This window comes from Pseudomonas sp. ATCC 43928 (assembly GCF_005938665.2).
Lineage (GTDB): Bacteria > Pseudomonadota > Gammaproteobacteria > Pseudomonadales > Pseudomonadaceae > Aquipseudomonas.
This window is the reverse complement of the sequence record NZ_CP041753.1, coordinates 3499966-3515919: the sequence shown is the minus strand read 5'-3', so window position 1 is coordinate 3515919 and position 15954 is coordinate 3499966. Positions and strand designations below refer to the sequence as shown.

The window sequence follows — 15954 nt, the reverse complement described above, 5'->3', positions numbered from 1 at the left end:
GGGCTATTGCATGAGGGTAGGGCGATGAATAGCAACACACTGTGGTTGATCGGCCGGCGCCTGGGCGCGGCGATCGTGACTTTGTTGATCGTGTCTATGGTCGTGTTTGCGATCACGGCGGTATTGCCGGGGGACGCGGCGCAACAGGCACTCGGGCAATTCGCCACGCCGGAACAGGTGGCGGCCTTGCGCCTGAAACTGGGGCTGGATCAACCCGGTGTGGTGCGTTACCTGCATTGGTTGATGAACCTGCTGAGCGGCGACATGGGGCAATCGGTGTCCAATGCCTTGCCGGTCAGCGAGCTGATGGCCGGGCGGGTGCCCAACACACTGATGCTGGCGGCCGTCACGGCGCTGGTGTCGGTGCCGGTGGCGCTGATCATCGGCATCGGCTCGGCCATGGGCCGGGGCGGGCGCATGGACAGTGTCCTCAGCTTCATCACCCTGGCCCTGGTCGCCGTGCCGGAGTTTCTGGTGGCGACCCTGGCAGTGCTGATCTTTGCGGTGAACCTGGGCTGGCTGTCGGCGCTGTCCTATGCCAGCGACATCACCTCACCTTGGCAATTCATGCGCACCTACGCCTTGCCGGTGATGACTCTGTGCTGCGTGATTGTCGCGCAAATGGCGCGCATGACCCGGGCGGCAGTGATCGATCAGCTCGACAGCGCCTATGTGGAAATGGCCCGGCTCAAGGGCGTGAGCCCGGTACGGATCGTGTTGCGCCATGCCTTGCCCAACGCCATCGGGCCGATTGCCAATGCCATCGCCCTGAGCCTGTCGTACCTGCTGGGCGGGGTGGTGATCGTCGAGACGATCTTCAACTACCCCGGCATCGCCAGCCTGATGGTCGATGCCGTGACCAACCGTGACATGGCGCTGGTTCAGGCCTGCACCATGCTGTTTTGTACGGCGTACCTGGGGTTGGTGCTGATTGCCGACCTGTGCGCGATTCTTTCCAATCCGAGGCTGAGAAACCAATGAACGATCTCATGGCGAAATCGGCGCCTGCCGGGCCCGAGCTGGCATTGGGCAAGGTCGCCCATGGACCGTCGTGGCTTGGCCTGGTCGGGGCGGCGATGTGTGTGATCTGGCTGCTGGTGGCTATCTTCGGTCCGTGGCTGGCGCCGCACCCGGTGGGTGAAGTGGTCTCCGATAATGTGTTCGACAGCCTCAGCGCGGCTTACCCGTTGGGCACCGATTACCTGGGCCGCGACATGCTCAGCCGGATTCTCGTCGGCGCGCGGTTCACCGTGGGGCTGGCGCTGATTTCAGCGGTGTTGGCCAGCACGCTGGGGACCGGATGTGCGCTGCTGTCGGTGGTGTCGCCGAAATGGCTGGACGAAGTGATCAGCCGTTTGATGGATGCCTTTATATCCATCCCGAGCAAGATGCTGGCGTTGATCATGGTCTCGGCGTTCGGTTCTTCGGTGCTGTTGCTGATTTGCACCGCTGTGCTGAGCTTCACCCCTGGCGCGTTCCGCATCGCCCGCAGCATGGCGGTGAACATCGAAGCGCTGGAATACGTGCAAGTGGCCCGCACCCGTGGCGAGCGTCGGTTGTACATCGCCTGCGTGGAAATTCTGCCGAACATGCTCAACCCGGTGCTGACCGATCTGGGGCTGCGCTTCGGCTTCATCGTGCTGCTGCTCAGTGGCATGAGCTTCCTTGGCCTCGGTGTGCAACCGCCGGATGCCGACCTCGGTTCGCTGGTGCGCGAGAACATCGGCGGCCTCAATCAGGGCGCGCCAGCCATCGTGATTCCGGCGCTGGCCATCGGCACCCTGACCATTGGCGTGAATCTGTTTATCGACCGATTGTCGTCACGGCGTAGTCGACGTACGGGAGGTCATTGAAATGAGTGATTTGATTCGAGTCGAAGACCTGCGCGTGGTCGCTTGCGGCGAGCGTGGCGAAGTGGAGATCGTCAAAGGCGTGAGCTTCTCCCTGGCCAAAGGTGAAGTGCTGGCGTTGATCGGTGAGTCCGGCTCCGGCAAGACCACCATAGCGCTGGCGTTGCTCGGCTATGCCCGACGCGGTTGTCGATTGGCGTCCGGCGTGGTGCAAGTCGGCGAACACGACATGCTGGCGTTGAGCGAAAGCGAACTGCAAGGCCTGCGCGGCAATCGGGTGTCGTACATTGCCCAGAGCGCCGCCGCTGCGTTCAACCCGGCGAAAAAACTGATCGATCAAGTGGTGGAGGGCGCATTGATTCACGGCCTGGGTAGCCGGGCCGTGCTGGAAGCCAAAGCCATCGAACTGTTCCGCGATCTGGCCTTGCCGGATCCCGATCACATTGGCCAGCGTTACCCGCACCAAGTATCCGGCGGGCAGTTGCAACGGGTAATGGCGGCCATGGCGCTGATCAGCGATCCGCTGCTGGTGGTGCTCGACGAGCCGACCACCGCCCTCGACGTGACGACGCAGATCGACGTGCTGCGCGCCTTTAAGCGCGTGGTCCGCGAGCGCGGCGCGACGGCGGTTTATGTGTCTCATGATTTGGCGGTCGTAGCGCAAATGGCCGATCAGATTGTGGTGCTCAATGGCGGGCAGATTTTCGAGCAGAGCGCCACCGCGCCGCTGCTCAAGGCCCCGGCCCACGAATACACCCGCAGCCTGCTGCTGGCGGCCCGCCCGGACACGACGATCCGCCCACCTTGCGGCATCGCTGAAGAAACACCGCTGCTGACCATCCAGGGGCTGACCGCCGGTTACGGCAACAAGAACCTGCAAGGCATGCCGTCGATTCGCGTGCTGGAAGACATCGACCTGACCGTGCGCCGGGGCCAGGCCATTGGCGTGATCGGTGAGTCGGGTTCCGGCAAGTCGACGCTGGCGCGGGTGGTGGCCGGGTTGCTGACGCCAGCCTTGGGCGGCCTGACCTTCGATGGCCAGCCACTGGGCGGTAGCCTGTCCGAGCGCACCGATGAGCAGTTCCGCCGGATTCAGATGGTGTTCCAGAATGCCGACACTGCGCTCAACCCGATGCACAGTGTCAGCACTATTCTGAGCCGTCCGCTGAAAATGTACTTCGGCCTCAAGGGCGCCGCGCTGCGCGAGCGTATCGGCGAACTGCTGGACCTGGTGCGCTTGCCCCGAGCCATGGCCGAACGCCGTCCGAATGAACTCTCCGGCGGGCAAAAACAGCGGGTCAACCTGGCCCGTGCCCTGGCGGCCAAACCGGACCTGATCCTCTGCGACGAGGTGACCTCGGCGCTGGACACCGTGGTCGGCGCGGCGATTCTCGAACTGCTGCGCGACCTGCGTCAGCAACTGGGCGTGTCGTATCTGTTCATCAGCCATGACATTTCCACGGTGCGCGCGCTGTGCGACGACATTGTGGTGATGTACAGCGGCCACAAGGTTCAGGCCGGCAGCCGGCAGGCGTTTACCCAGGCACCGTTCCATCCCTACACCGACCTGTTGATCCATTCGGTGCCGGAACTGCGTCAGGGCTGGCTGGAAAACTGCGGCACCACCTGCGGCACGCTGCCGCCGATTGGCGCCAAGGCCAATGTGCCAGAGCTGTGCACCTTTCTCAGTCGCTGCCCGGTGCGGGTCGACGGCCTGTGCAATCGCACCGCGCCGAACCGGCGGATCATCGACGGCGGTAGCGAAATTCTTTGTCATCACGACAGTGCCGAGTTGCTGAAAACACAGCAGGGTTTATCCACCATGAGCCTGGGAGCTTATGCATGAAAGGGCGTTTTGTGAGGCTGGCCGAGCAGGGCCGGCCGACCGTCAAGCTGACGGTGGACGGTTCGCCCATTGAGGCATTGCAGGGCGACACATTAATGGTCGCGTTGCTGACCCAGGGCTCGGCGCTGCGCCAATCGGAATTCGACTCGGGCCGCCGCGCCGGTTTCTGCCTGATGGGCGCCTGCCAGGATTGTTGGGTCTGGACCCGCAGTGGCGAGCGTTTGCGCGCCTGTTCCAATGAAGTCCGCGAAGGGCTGGACATCGTCACCACACAACCGGAGGCAATATGGCCACTGCACGGCTGAGCGCTCAACGAGTGGTTATTGTCGGCGCCGGGCCGGCCGGCATTCGCTGTGCCGAAACGCTGCTGGCGGCTGGCTTGAAACCGATCCTGATCGATGAGAATCGCCGGGATGGCGGGCAGATCTACCGGCGCCAGCCCGAAGGTTTTACCCGGGACTACGCCACCCTGTATGGCACCGAAGCGGCCAAGGCCAAGAATCTGCACCAGAGTTTCGACCGATTGCGCGGGCAAATCGACTACCGCCCCGACACGCTGGTGTGGAACCTGACGCCGGGGCAATTGTGCTGCGTCAGCCAGGGCAAGCACTCGACGGTGGATTACGACGCGCTGATCCTCTGCACCGGTGCCACCGACCGCTTGATGCCGATCGAAGGCTGGCAGCTGGCAGGCACCTACAGCCTTGGCGGGGCGCAAATCGCGCTCAAGTCCCAGGCGGTTTCCATCGGCCACCGCGTGGTGTTCATGGGCAGCGGGCCGTTGCTGTATCTGGTCGCCAGCCAATACGTCAAAGCAGGCGCCAATGTGGCGGCGGTGCTCGACACTTCACCCCTCAGCAAGCGCATCGCGGCAGTGCCGAAGCTGATGGCGCGTCCGGGATTGCTGTTCACCGGGATGAAGTTACTGGCGCAGTTGTATCGGGCGAAAATCCCGGTGCATCTGGGGATTTCGCCGCTTCAGGTGCAAGGCGACGCGGCCAGTGGCGTCAGCGGTGTGCGGGTGCGTACCGCGCGCGGTGAGACGTTAACGGTGGATTGTGATGCTGTGGCGTTGGGTTATCACTTGCGCCCGGAAACCCAACTGGCCGATCTGGCCGGTTGTCGCATGCGCTTCGATGAGGCCTCCAGCCAGTGGTGGCTGGCCGTCGATGAAGAGGGCCGCACCTCGGTCAACGGTGTGTATGCCGCCGGGGACGGTTCGAAGATTCGCGGCGCCGATGCCGCCGAGCACGCCGGGCGCCTGGCGGCGATGGCGTTGCTGGAGGATCTGCAGCAACCGGTGAACGCCGGTTTGCGTGACGAACAACGCCACGCGCTGGCGGTGATGGATGAGTTTCGCCTCGGTCTGGCCCAGGCGTTTCCCTGGCCGGCGGATCAAGCCAAAGCCTTGCCGGACTCAGCCATCGTCTGTCGCTGCGAGATGATCAGCGCCGGCGAGTTACGCCGCACCGTCAGTGAGAAGGGGGCCTGTGAAGTCAATCGGGCCAAGGCCTTCAGCCGGGTCGGCATGGGCCGCTGCCAGGGGCGTTATTGCTCCCAGGCCGGGGCCGAAGTGATCGCGGCGGCGGCAGGCGTCAGCGTGCAACAGGTCGGTCGGCAGCGTGGACAGGCACCGGTCAAACCCCTTTCGATGCTCACCGAGGAGGTGTCGCCATGACGCTACACAAAGCCGATGTAGTGATTGTTGGCGGCGGCCTGATGGGCTCGGCGGCGGCGTTTTTCCTGCGCCAGCGCGGGCAGTCGGTGATTCTGCTGGAGCGCGACCAGATTGGTCAGTACGCCAGCGGCGTCAATTTCGGCAACGTCCGGCGGCAGGGGCGCTTCCTCGGTCAACTGGAATTGGCCAACCGTTCCTGGGCGCTGTGGAAACGCTTGCCAGAGCTGATCGACGACGACCTCGAGTTCATCGCCAGCGGGCACATGCGCGTGTGTTACCGCGAGGATGAAATTCCCGAACTGGAAGCCTATGCGGCAGCGCCCGAGGCGGCGCAGCTGGATTTGAAGATCTATCGTGGCGCCGAGCTGCACCAGCGCTTTCCGTTCCTCGGGCCGGACGTGAAGGGCGGTTCCTATGCGCCCCACGATGGCCACGCCAACCCGCGTCTGGCCGCGCCGGCGTTTGCCCGGGCTGCCCGCCGCCTCGGGGCGCGGATCGAGGAACAGACTGAAGTCGCCGAGGTGCAGAAAATTGCCGGCGAGTTCACGGTGACCACCACCGACGGTCGCCAGTTCGGCGCCGAGCGCTTGCTGATCACCGCCGGCGCCTGGGGCCAGAAACTCTCGGCGCAGTTCGGAGAACCGGTGCCGCTGGATACCAACGGCCCACAAATGGCCGTGACCGAACCGGTGCCGTACGCCTTGCCAACGGTGATCGGCGTGTACACCAAGATCCCCGAAGAAGTGATCTACTTCCGCCAGATCCCGCGCGGCAACATCATCATCGGTGGCGGCTACCGCAGCAAACCGGACATGCTCAACCGCCGCGCCTATGTCGAGCCGCGCAGTATTCTCAATCAGATGGATCAGATGCGTCGCCTGCTACCGGGCGTCGGCAACCTGAACATCATCCGCGTGTGGAGCGGCATTGAAGGCTACTTGCCCGATTCCCTGCCGGTGATGGGCCCCAGCGGCAACGTTGACGGTTTGTACTATGCGTTCGGCTTCTGCGGTCATGGCTTCCAGCTCGGCCCAGGCGTCGGCGACGTCATGGCTGAATTGATCAGCACCGGCAGCACCAGCACTTCGATTGAGCCGTTCTCGATCCGCCGGTTCACCCCTTCAGCCGAGCAACGGACAACCGAGCAAAGGAGCAGGGCCTCATGAAACCCCGTGTACTGGATATTCTCAAACGCCTGATGGCCTTCGACACCGTGTCTTCGGAGTCGAACATGGCCCTGATCGAGTACGTACGCGACTTGCTGCTGACCAAGGGCATCGAGTCACTGATCGTCAAGGACGAAACGGGCAAAAAAGCCAACCTGTTCGCCAGCACCGGCCCTAAAGAGTTACCGGGCATTCTGTTGTCCGGCCACACCGACGTAGTGCCGGCGGCAGGCCAGGCCTGGACCTTGCCGGCGTTTGAGGCGACGGTGCAGGACGGGCGGATTTACGGCCGGGGCAGTTGCGACATGAAGGGGTTTATCGCGTTAGCCATCGACGCCATGCTCGATGCCGCCGACCATTCGTTGAGCCGACCGCTGCAAATCGCCTTGTCCCATGACGAAGAAACCGGCTGCGTCGGTGTACGACGTTTACTCGACGTGCTGCACCTGGCGCCGGTACGGCCGTTTTTGTGCCTGATCGGTGAGCCGACCAACATGCAGTTCGTGCTGGGGCACAAGGGCAAGGGGTCTTACCGCACTTATTGCCGTGGCCTGGAAGCGCATTCCTCGTTGGCGCCGCGTTCGGTCAATGCGATTCACGTGGCCTGCGATTTCATCGCGGCTCTGCGTCAGAGCCAGCAGCAACTGCAAGAGCAGGGCGCACAGGATGCCGATTACGACGTGCCTTACAGCACCGTGCACGTCGGGCAGATTGTCGGCGGCAAGGCGCTGAACATCGTGCCGAACCTGTGCACCCTGGATTTCGAGGTACGTAACTTGCCGGCGGACGATCTGGATCAGTTCCTGGAGCAGATGCGCGAGCGTGCCGAAGTGATCGTGCGCGAGGCGAAAAAGCTGTCCAGCGTGGCAGACATCGAGATCGAAACCCTCAACGTCTATCCGGGCCTCGATACCCACCCGAGCGTTGAAGCGGTGCGCTTCCTGAAAAACTTCGCCGCGCCGGACACCGGCACCGCCAAAGTCTCGTTCGGCACCGAGGGCGGGCTGTTCAAGCAGCGTCTGGATGTACCGGTAGTGGTCTGCGGCCCGGGCTCGATCGAACAGGCGCACAAGCCGGACGAGTTCATCGAGATCAGCCAGATGGAGGCGGGGGAGCGGTTTCTGGAGGGATTGCTGGGCTCCCTGAAACTTTGAGATCGTCAAGATCTTTTGATTTGTGCTTGCCGGTAGAGCCTGCCGTCCCACCGCGAATTTCAGCATCCAACACTGCCCATCAAACGCTTTCAGCATCCTTATCCGTGGCACCTCCCTAGACTGGAATTGTCTCGGATCAGGACTCGACCATGCTCAAGAATCGTTTGAAAGACCCCAGCCTTCTGGCAGAACTCGCTTATGTGGACGGGCAGTGGATCGGCGCCGATAACGCCGCGACCCTGGACGTCATCGACCCGGCCACCGGCCAGTTGCTTGCCCGGGTGCCGGCCATGCAGGGCGCAGAAACCCGACGCGCCATCGAAGCCGCCGAGCGGGCCTGGCCCGCGTGGCGCACACGCCCGGCAGCAGAACGGGCGGCGCTGCTGGAGCGCTGGTATCAGGCGATGATCGACAACCTCGACGACCTCGCCTTGATCATGACCTGCGAGCAGGGCAAACCGCTGAACGAAGCCAAGGGTGAAATCCGCTACGGTGCCGGGTTCGTCAAATGGTTCGCCGAAGAGGCCCGCCGGGTCTACGGCGAAACCATACCGGCCCCCAGCGGCGACCGCCGCCTGCTGACCCTCAAGCAACCGGTCGGCGTGTGCGCCGCGATCACCCCGTGGAATTTCCCCAACGCGATGATCACCCGCAAGTGCGCGCCGGCCCTGGCCGCCGGGTGCCCGATCATCGTCAAACCCTCGGACTTGACCCCGCTGTCGGCCCTGGCCCTGGCAGTACTCGCCGAACGCGTCGGCATTCCGGCCGGGGTGTTCAACGTGCTGACCGGCATGCCCGCCGGCATCGGCGAAGAACTGACCGGCAATCCGACGGTGCGCAAGATCTCCTTCACCGGCTCCACTGCGGTCGGTCGGCTGCTGATGCGTCAGAGCGCTGAGCACATCAAGCGCTTGAGCCTGGAACTGGGCGGCAACGCGCCGTTCATTGTGTTCGACGACGCCGACCTGGAGCAGGCGGTAACCGGGATCATGCTCAGCAAATTCCGCAACGCCGGGCAGACCTGCGTCTGCGCCAACCGCATTCTGGTGCAGGATGGCATCTACGAACGTTTCGCCCAGCGACTGGTGGAGGAGGTGGGCAAACTCAAGGTCGGCAATGGCCTGGACGCCGACGTGACCATCGGCCCGCTGATCAACCCGGCGGCGGTGAGCAAGGTCGCCCGGCACATCGACGATGCCCTGAGCCAGGGCGCGCGTTTGCTCTGCGGCGGCATTCCCGAGGGTGACAACCAGTTCGTTCAGCCGACCGTCCTTGGCGACACCCACGCCGGCATGCTGCTGGCCAACGAAGAAACCTTCGGCCCGGTGGCGCCGTTGATGCGGTTTACCTCTGAGGCCGAAGCGCTGGCCTTGGCCAATGCCACGCCTTACGGCCTGGGCGCCTACTATTTCACTCAGGATTTGCGCCGTTCCTGGCGGTTCGGCGAGGCGCTGGAGTTCGGCATGGTCGGCCTCAACACCGGGCTCATTTCCATGGAAGTCGCGCCGTTCGGCGGCATCAAGCAGTCTGGGCTGGGCCGTGAAGGCAGCAAGTACGGGCTGGATGAATACCTTGAAGTCAAAGCTTTCCACATCGGCGGGCTGTAATTAACGGACACGGGGGCACGATTGATGAGCAAGACATTCAGAATCGCCGCGATTGCCGGCGATGGCATCGGCAAGGAAGTCCTGCCGGAAGGGTTGCGGGTACTGGAGCAAGCCGCGAAGAAGTGGCAGTTGGAGCTGAGCATCGAAGTGCTCGACTGGGCTCACTGCGATTACTACCTGGAACACGGGCAAATGATGCCCGACGATTGGTTCGACCAGCTCAAGGGGTTCGATGCGATCTACTTTGGCGCCGTCGGCTGGCCGGACAAGGTGCCGGACCACATTTCTTTGTGGGGCTCACTGCTGAAGTTTCGTCGCGACTTCGACCAATACGTGAATATTCGCCCGGTACGTCTGTTTCCCGGCGTGCCGTGTCCGCTGGCCGGGCGCAAACCGGGGGACATCGATTTCGTGGTGATTCGCGAGAACACCGAAGGCGAGTATTCCTCGGTCGGTGGCAAGATGTTCGAAGGCACCGAGCATGAATTCGTGCTGCAAGAGTCGGTATTCACCCGGCGCGGCGTGGACCGGATTCTCAAGTTCGCCTTCGACCTGGCCCAGACCCGACCGCGCAAACGCCTGACGGCGGCAACCAAGTCCAACGGGATTTCCATCAGCATGCCGTACTGGGACGAACGCACGGCATTGATGGCCGCGCAGTACCCGGACATCACTTGGGACAAACAGCACATCGACATCCTGTGCGCGCGTTTTGTACTGCAACCGGACCGGTTCGACGTGGTGGTGGCGTCGAACCTGTTCGGCGACATCCTGTCCGACCTGGGACCTGCCTGCGCCGGCACCATCGGCATTGCGCCATCAGCCAACCTCGATCCCGAGCGGCGTTTTCCGTCGTTGTTCGAACCGGTGCACGGCTCGGCCCCGGACATCTACGGGCGCAACATCGCCAACCCGATCGCGATGATCTGGTCCGGTGCGTTGATGCTGGATTTTCTGGGCAACGGCGATGAGCGTTATCGCGCCGCACACGACGGGATTCTGCAGGCGATCGAACGGGTGATTGCAGAAGGGCCAATCACCCCGGACCTGGGCGGGCAGGGCTCGACTCAGGAGGTCGGCAAGGCGATCGCGCAAGCGCTTTAAAGCCAACACCCTGTAGGAGCGAGGCTTGCCCGCGAAGAATGCACCGCGGTTTATCAGGTATTACGCGTCATCGTTCTTCGCGGGCAAGCCTCGCTCCTACAGGGGCGGCCCGCTCAGGGGATCAGTCTTCCTTGCGAATCGTGGCCACGTCATCGGCGCGGACTTTCACTTTCGCCCCGGAAATATCTTCGAATTCGAAGAAGCCATCCTTGCCCTTGGTGTTCGGCATGTCCTTGGTCAAATACTGGGTGCCGTTCTGCAGGGTCACGACCGTTGGCGTCGAGCAACCGGTCAGGGCCAGAAAGGCCGCTGCCGCCAGAGGCAAACCCAGAGTCTTGATATTCATACACACCTCCATCACTCAATAAAAACAGTGCGAACGCCTCGTTCGAGATCAATCCTCACTGTGCTTCTAACGCGGTTGGTGCGATGGAATGGCAGAAAGTTCGATGGTCACCCGAAAATTGTCCGATTGCGTCGCCACTTATCCTTTTCCGTTTGCACCGGGTGGGGCATAGCTGGTATCTGTACGCATAACCAGTATTCGCTTGCCATGGCCCGATTGCCCGTGATTGTAAATCCGCTCGATGATCCGTTCTATTACTTGAACAACTTCATGCAAGTGCTTGATTGGCTTGAGCATCGTTATGCCGATGTACTCAGCCTCGAAGAGCAGGACTTCATCCACGACTTCAATCGACTGCCCCGCGAGTCCCAGGCTTTGCTGGTCAGATTGGTGATGCGCAAGGGCGTGCATTTCAGGGCCGGCAAACTGAGTTACGTCGAAATCGGCGACATCGCCAGCGCCGCCGCGCCGCTCCTGGCCCTGGGCTGGATCGACGAGCAGTTGCCGCTGCCTGTCGAGGAGGTGTTCGAGGTGCTGCTCAAGGCCGAGATTCTCCAGTGTTTTGGTGACGCCATCGATCAACCGAAAGGCAAAAAGAGCGATTGGCTGCGAGCCCTGAGCGAGCAGTTTCCTGAAGAGCAAAGTTTTGCCCAGTGGTGCCCGGCACTGGATGACCGGTTGTTCAGCCTGACCGTCATGGGCCTGTGCGATCGGTTGCGCCTGATGTTCTTCGGCAATCTTTACCAGGACTGGTCGGAATTCGTGCTGGCTGACCTGGGCATCTACACCTACGAAAAAGTCGAGTTTTGCGCCGAGTCCCGAGGCTTGCGCAGCCGCGAAGACGTCGACGCCTGCCTGTTCCTGCACAGCTGTCAGCAGCATTTCGAGGCGGGTGAAGAGGTGGCGACGGTTGTCGAGCAGATCAACAGGCTGGAACTCGCCAATCCCTGGCTGCAAAGACGTCGGGCCAAGCTGCTGTTCCAGATCGCTCAGCACTGCGAACGCATGGCGGATTTTTCCACCGCCCTGGGCCTCTACCGCGATTGCGCCTACCCCGGCGCACGCCTGCGGCTGATTCGCGTGCTGGAGCGCTGTGGTGAATTTCAACTGGCCATGGATTTGGCGAGCCACGCCGAGCAAACCCCGGAAAGCGCCACCGAACATCAGCATTTATTGCGTGTGCTGCCCAGGCTGCGGCGCAAACTGGGCGGGCCGCCGATCAAGCGGCCAGCCCCGCGGCCCATGCAGCGTCTGGACCTGCAATTGCCCAGGCACGACCCGGCATTGTCGGTGGAGTATTACGTTCAGGCGCATCTGGCGGACGAGTCGGCACCGGTGCATTACGTCGAGAACAGCCTGATCAACTCGCTGTTCGGGTTGCTGTGCTGGCCGGCGATCTTCGCCCCGTTGCCGGGGGCGTTTTTTCACCCATTCCAGCGCGGCCCGGTGGACCTGCACAACGAAGACTTTCATGCGCGGCGCGCGGATCTGTTCCAGGCCTGCCTCGCCGAACTCGATGACGGGCGTTACGCCCAGACCATCCGCGAGCGTTACACCGCCAAGTGGGGCGTGCAGTCGCCGTTCGTATTCTGGGGCGCGATGAGCGAGGAACTGCTGGAGCAGGCGCTCGACTGTCTGCCCGCCGAACACCTCAAGCACTGGTTCAATCGACTGCTGCTCGACATCAAGGCCAACCGCGCCGGCATGCCGGACTTGATCCAGTTCTGGCCGCAACACAAAACCTACCGAATGATCGAAGTCAAAGGCCCCGGCGATCGCCTGCAAGACAACCAATTGCGCTGGCTGGAGTTCTGTCACGAGCACCAGATGCCCATCGCCGTTTGCTACGTGCAATGGGTGGAGCAGGGCGCTTGAGCTACAGCATCGCGGTGCGGGCGTTGTGTGAATTCACCGCCAAGGTCGGCGACCTCGACCTGCGTTTCACCCCGTCGCCAACCGCGCTGGAAGGCATTGTCGGCCATCGCACCGTGGCGTCACGACGCAGCGAGGGTTACCAGAACGAGGTCGCACTTGAGGGCCAGTATCGAACCTTGAGCGTGAAAGGCCGGGCGGATGGCTACGATCCGGGGCAAAACTGCCTCGAAGAAGTCAAAACCTACCGGGGCGACCTGAGCAAGCAACCGGCCAACCACCGGCAGTTGCACTGGGCGCAGGCGAAAGTCTATGGCTGGTTGATGTGCCAGAAACTGGATTTGGCGCAGATCGACCTGGTGCTGGTGTACTTCGACATCGTCAGCGAGAAGGAAACCTGTCTGGTCGAGACCTTCAGCGCCGCCGACTTGCAGCTGTTCTTCGAGCACCACTGCGGGTTGTTCCTGCATTGGGCCGAGCAGGAAATGGCCCATCGCGAAGGGCGCAATCTGGCGGCTCGACAGCTGAGCTTTCCCCATGCCGATTTTCGCCCTGGCCAGCGGCATCTGGCCGAATCGGTGTTCAAGGCGGTCAGCACCGGCCGCTGTCTGATGGCCCAGGCGCCGACCGGTATCGGCAAGACCATTGGCACGCTGTTCCCGATGCTCAAGGCCCTGGCGCCGCAGCAACTGGACAAGGTGTTTTTCCTCACGGCGAAAACCCCGGGGCGCAAATTGGCGCTGGACGCTGCTCAGGTCATCCTCGACAGCGCCGATGCACAGCCGTTGCGAGTCCTCGAGATGATCGCCCGGGACAAGGCTTGCGAGCACCCGGACAAGGCCTGTCATGGCGAATCCTGCCCGTTGGCCCAGGGTTTTTATGATCGTCTGCCGGGCGCGCGTCAGGCCGCCAGTCAATTGAGCCTGTTGAACCAGAGTGCCTTGCGCGAGGTTGCCCTGCAGCACGAGGTTTGTCCTTATTACTTGAGCCAGGAAATGGCCCGCTGGGCGGACGTGGTGGTCGCTGACTACAACTACTATTTCGACTTCAGCGCGTTGCTGTTCGGGTTGGCCCAGGCCAATAACTGGAACGTCGCGGTGCTGGTGGACGAAGCCCACAACCTGGTGGAGCGCGGCCGGCAAATGTACAGCGCCAGCCTCGACCAGGCGACTTTGAACGGCGTACGAAAAACCGCGCCCGAGTCGTTGAAGAGATCCTTGCAGCGAGTCAATCGTGAATGGAATGCCTTGCACGATCAGCAACTCGGCCCCTATCAGGCCTACGACAAAGCCCCGGAAAAACTGCTTCAGGCCTTGTCCTTGTGCTGCGCAAGCATCGGCGACTACCTGAATGATCATCCTCAGGGCCTGGACAGCGGCTTGCAGAATTTTTACTTCGACATGCTGCAATTCGGCCGCGTGGCTGAACTGTTCGACGAGCATTTCCTGTTCGACATCAGCAAGCGTGACCTCGAGCGCAAGCGCAATCTGTCGCAGCTGTGCCTGCGCAATGTGGTACCCGCCGGTTTCATCCGCCCGCGCCTGACTGCTGCGCGCAGCACGGTGCTGTTTTCCGCGACCCTGAGCCCTCGGCATTACTACGCCGACTTGCTGGGCACTCCGGCGAATACGGTATGGATCGATGTGGAATCGCCATTTCACGCCGATCAGCTGCAAGTGCACATCGTCAGCCAGATCTCCACGCGGTTCGTCCACCGTCAGGCGTCCCTTGCGCCCATCGTCGAGCTGATCGCCAAACAGTTCAGCCAACGCCCCGGCAACTACCTGGCGTTTTTCAGCAGTTTCGATTATTTGCAGCAAGTGGCGCAGTTGCTGGCCGAGCGGTATCCGCAGATCACGCTGTGGTCGCAGTCCCGGGGCATGGGGGAAGCGCAGCGTCAGGACTTTCTCGACCAGTTCACCGCCGACGGGCAGGGCATCGGGTTTGCGGTGCTGGGTGGCGCGTTCGGTGAAGGCATCGATTTGCCCGGCGCCCGCTTGATTGGCGCCTTCATCGCCACCCTGGGGCTGGCGCAACTCAATCCGGTCAACGAACAGCTGAAACAGCGCATGGCGGCGATTTTCGGTGCCGGTTATGACTACACCTACCTGTTTCCAGGTGTGCAGAAAGTGGTGCAGGCGGCAGGAAGGGTGATCCGTACACGGGAGGACCAAGGGGTGGTGATGCTGATCGACGACCGGTTTGGCGAGAGTAAGGTCAAGCAATTACTGCCGCGTTGGTGGTCCGTTGAGCTGACGCATTTTCCTTCTGGCTTGTAGGGGATTTTACCTTGTAAAACAGTGACATATCTTGAAAGACACGCTCATTTGAACAAACAACGAAACACCGCTTTATTCAAAGGGCAGGCAATCACTTTCAAGCGAATCTTTGATAAGGAAATCAAGGTATGTCAGTAGCACCGAATTATGCTTACACGCCAGAACAAGTCACCGCAGCGTTCACTGAAATCACCACCACATTATTCAGCGGCATCACCGCCGAAACACTCCCCAAGATGCTGATTGTCGCGGGGGTACAGGGCTCGGGTAAAACCTATCTTCTGGAAAAAAGCCTTTTGCCCACCAACCGCTATGCCAATTATGTCCGGCTGTACTTGCCCGAATACCGAAAAAAACACCCTCAATACGCAGAAATGATCAAACTCGGTGTCCTGCACGCTTATGAACATACGGAGGCTTTTGTCCGGGATGTGAGCACGAAGATCTTCACCGAGGCGTTTAAAAACAAATACAACATCATCATGGAATGTGCATTCGACAGCATCGATTTCGCGGCTTTCCCACCGACGGCGACGGCTGCCGGCTACCAGTTCGAAACTCACATCGTCGCCTGCAATCAGGAGTTCGCTCATGTATCGAGCATCAAAAGAGCACTGAAAAGCCTGGAAGATCAGGAAATGGAAAGATTTCTCCCGGCATCAAAGCTGGAGGCCAGCATGAGATATGCACAAGCGATCATCCCGGCCTTCGAGACAGCCGCAAAGGCGATCAGCGGCTCGCAAATCATCTTGTACGAACGTGGGTTTGGTGGTTTGAAAGACCGTGTCTTGCGCGCTCAGAGCACCTACACCAAGGCCGCCAACGGAACGATCGATTCGACGACACTCAACACGCATTTTTCGCACGGCGTCTATTCCGGCATCATCGACAAGCATGTCTTCGCGATGACCGACCGGGACGAAATGGTCAAAGAGTGTCATGTGGCGTTGCATAAGTCCCGGACTCATGCCCGCTATGTCCCGAACTTCGTCTACAACGAGCTGTACGCCTACATCGTCAAATACGTGCACCGGTAATTCCTCCCGTCACTG

Annotated in this window: 13 protein-coding genes; 12 read left to right on the top strand and 1 reads right to left on the bottom strand. The window is 61.5% G+C overall.

Annotation, left to right across the window (positions count from 1 at the left end; all coding sequences use genetic code 11):
- Positions 1-24 precede the first annotated feature (24 nt).
- The 9 genes from FFH90_RS16110 to FFH90_RS16070 all read left to right on the top strand — a co-directional run bounded on the left by FFH90_RS16110 (position 25) and on the right by FFH90_RS16070 (position 10405).
- A complete protein-coding gene (locus FFH90_RS16110; protein WP_018925984.1) occupies positions 25-981 on the top strand; it encodes an ABC transporter permease in 957 nt (318 codons plus the stop codon).
- Positions 978-1853 carry an ABC transporter permease gene (locus FFH90_RS16105; protein WP_018925983.1) on the top strand — a complete coding sequence of 292 codons (876 nt, stop codon included), beginning with the start codon at positions 978-980 and terminating at the stop codon, positions 1851-1853. Before FFH90_RS16110 ends, FFH90_RS16105 begins: the two co-directional genes overlap by 4 nt.
- A gap of 1 nt (position 1854) precedes the next feature.
- On the top strand, positions 1855-3696 hold the full coding sequence (locus FFH90_RS16100; protein ID WP_138867570.1) for an ABC transporter ATP-binding protein: 1842 nt from the start codon (positions 1855-1857) through the stop codon (positions 3694-3696).
- The gene (locus FFH90_RS16095; protein ID WP_018925981.1) at positions 3693-4001 is read left to right on the top strand and encodes a (2Fe-2S)-binding protein; all 309 of its coding nucleotides are present in this window, start codon (positions 3693-3695) and stop codon (positions 3999-4001) included. The genes FFH90_RS16100 and FFH90_RS16095 overlap by 4 nt, the downstream gene beginning before the upstream one ends.
- Entirely contained in the window at positions 3983-5374 is a 1392-nt protein-coding gene (locus FFH90_RS16090; protein WP_064617981.1) for an NAD(P)/FAD-dependent oxidoreductase, read from the top strand. Before FFH90_RS16095 ends, FFH90_RS16090 begins: the two co-directional genes overlap by 19 nt.
- On the top strand, positions 5371-6540 hold the full coding sequence (locus tag FFH90_RS16085; RefSeq protein WP_018925979.1) for an FAD-binding oxidoreductase: 1170 nt from the start codon (positions 5371-5373) through the stop codon (positions 6538-6540). The genes FFH90_RS16090 and FFH90_RS16085 overlap by 4 nt, the downstream gene beginning before the upstream one ends.
- Positions 6537-7694: an acetylornithine deacetylase gene (gene argE / locus FFH90_RS16080; protein ID WP_138867569.1), complete on the top strand. Its 1158-nt coding sequence runs from the start codon at positions 6537-6539 to the stop codon at positions 7692-7694. Before FFH90_RS16085 ends, argE begins: the two co-directional genes overlap by 4 nt.
- Before the next feature lie 149 nt (positions 7695-7843).
- A complete protein-coding gene (locus tag FFH90_RS16075; RefSeq protein WP_064617979.1) occupies positions 7844-9301 on the top strand; it encodes an NAD-dependent succinate-semialdehyde dehydrogenase in 1458 nt (485 codons plus the stop codon).
- Between the two features lie 24 nt (positions 9302-9325).
- Positions 9326-10405, top strand: coding sequence for a tartrate dehydrogenase (locus FFH90_RS16070; RefSeq protein ID WP_138867568.1), 1080 nt, complete (start codon positions 9326-9328; stop codon positions 10403-10405).
- Positions 10406-10526: 121 nt separating this feature from the next.
- On the opposite strand, the gene FFH90_RS16065 is transcribed toward FFH90_RS16070, so the two are convergent.
- Positions 10527-10751 (bottom strand): YgdI/YgdR family lipoprotein, encoded by a 225-nt coding sequence (locus tag FFH90_RS16065; RefSeq protein ID WP_018925975.1) that lies wholly within the window; start codon positions 10749-10751, stop codon positions 10527-10529.
- Between the two features lie 207 nt (positions 10752-10958).
- Between FFH90_RS16065 and FFH90_RS16060 the strand changes: the two genes are divergently transcribed.
- The 3 genes from FFH90_RS16060 (at position 10959) to FFH90_RS16050 (ending at position 15939) form a co-directional block, all read left to right on the top strand.
- The gene (locus FFH90_RS16060) at positions 10959-12626 is read left to right on the top strand and encodes a VRR-NUC domain-containing protein (protein WP_138867567.1); all 1668 of its coding nucleotides are present in this window, start codon (positions 10959-10961) and stop codon (positions 12624-12626) included.
- Positions 12623-14902, top strand: coding sequence for an ATP-dependent DNA helicase (locus tag FFH90_RS16055; RefSeq protein WP_138867566.1), 2280 nt, complete (start codon positions 12623-12625; stop codon positions 14900-14902). Before FFH90_RS16060 ends, FFH90_RS16055 begins: the two co-directional genes overlap by 4 nt.
- A gap of 128 nt (positions 14903-15030) precedes the next feature.
- On the top strand, positions 15031-15939 hold the full coding sequence (locus tag FFH90_RS16050) for a zeta toxin family protein (RefSeq protein ID WP_086944270.1): 909 nt from the start codon (positions 15031-15033) through the stop codon (positions 15937-15939).
- The last annotated feature ends 15 nt before the right edge of the window (positions 15940-15954 follow it).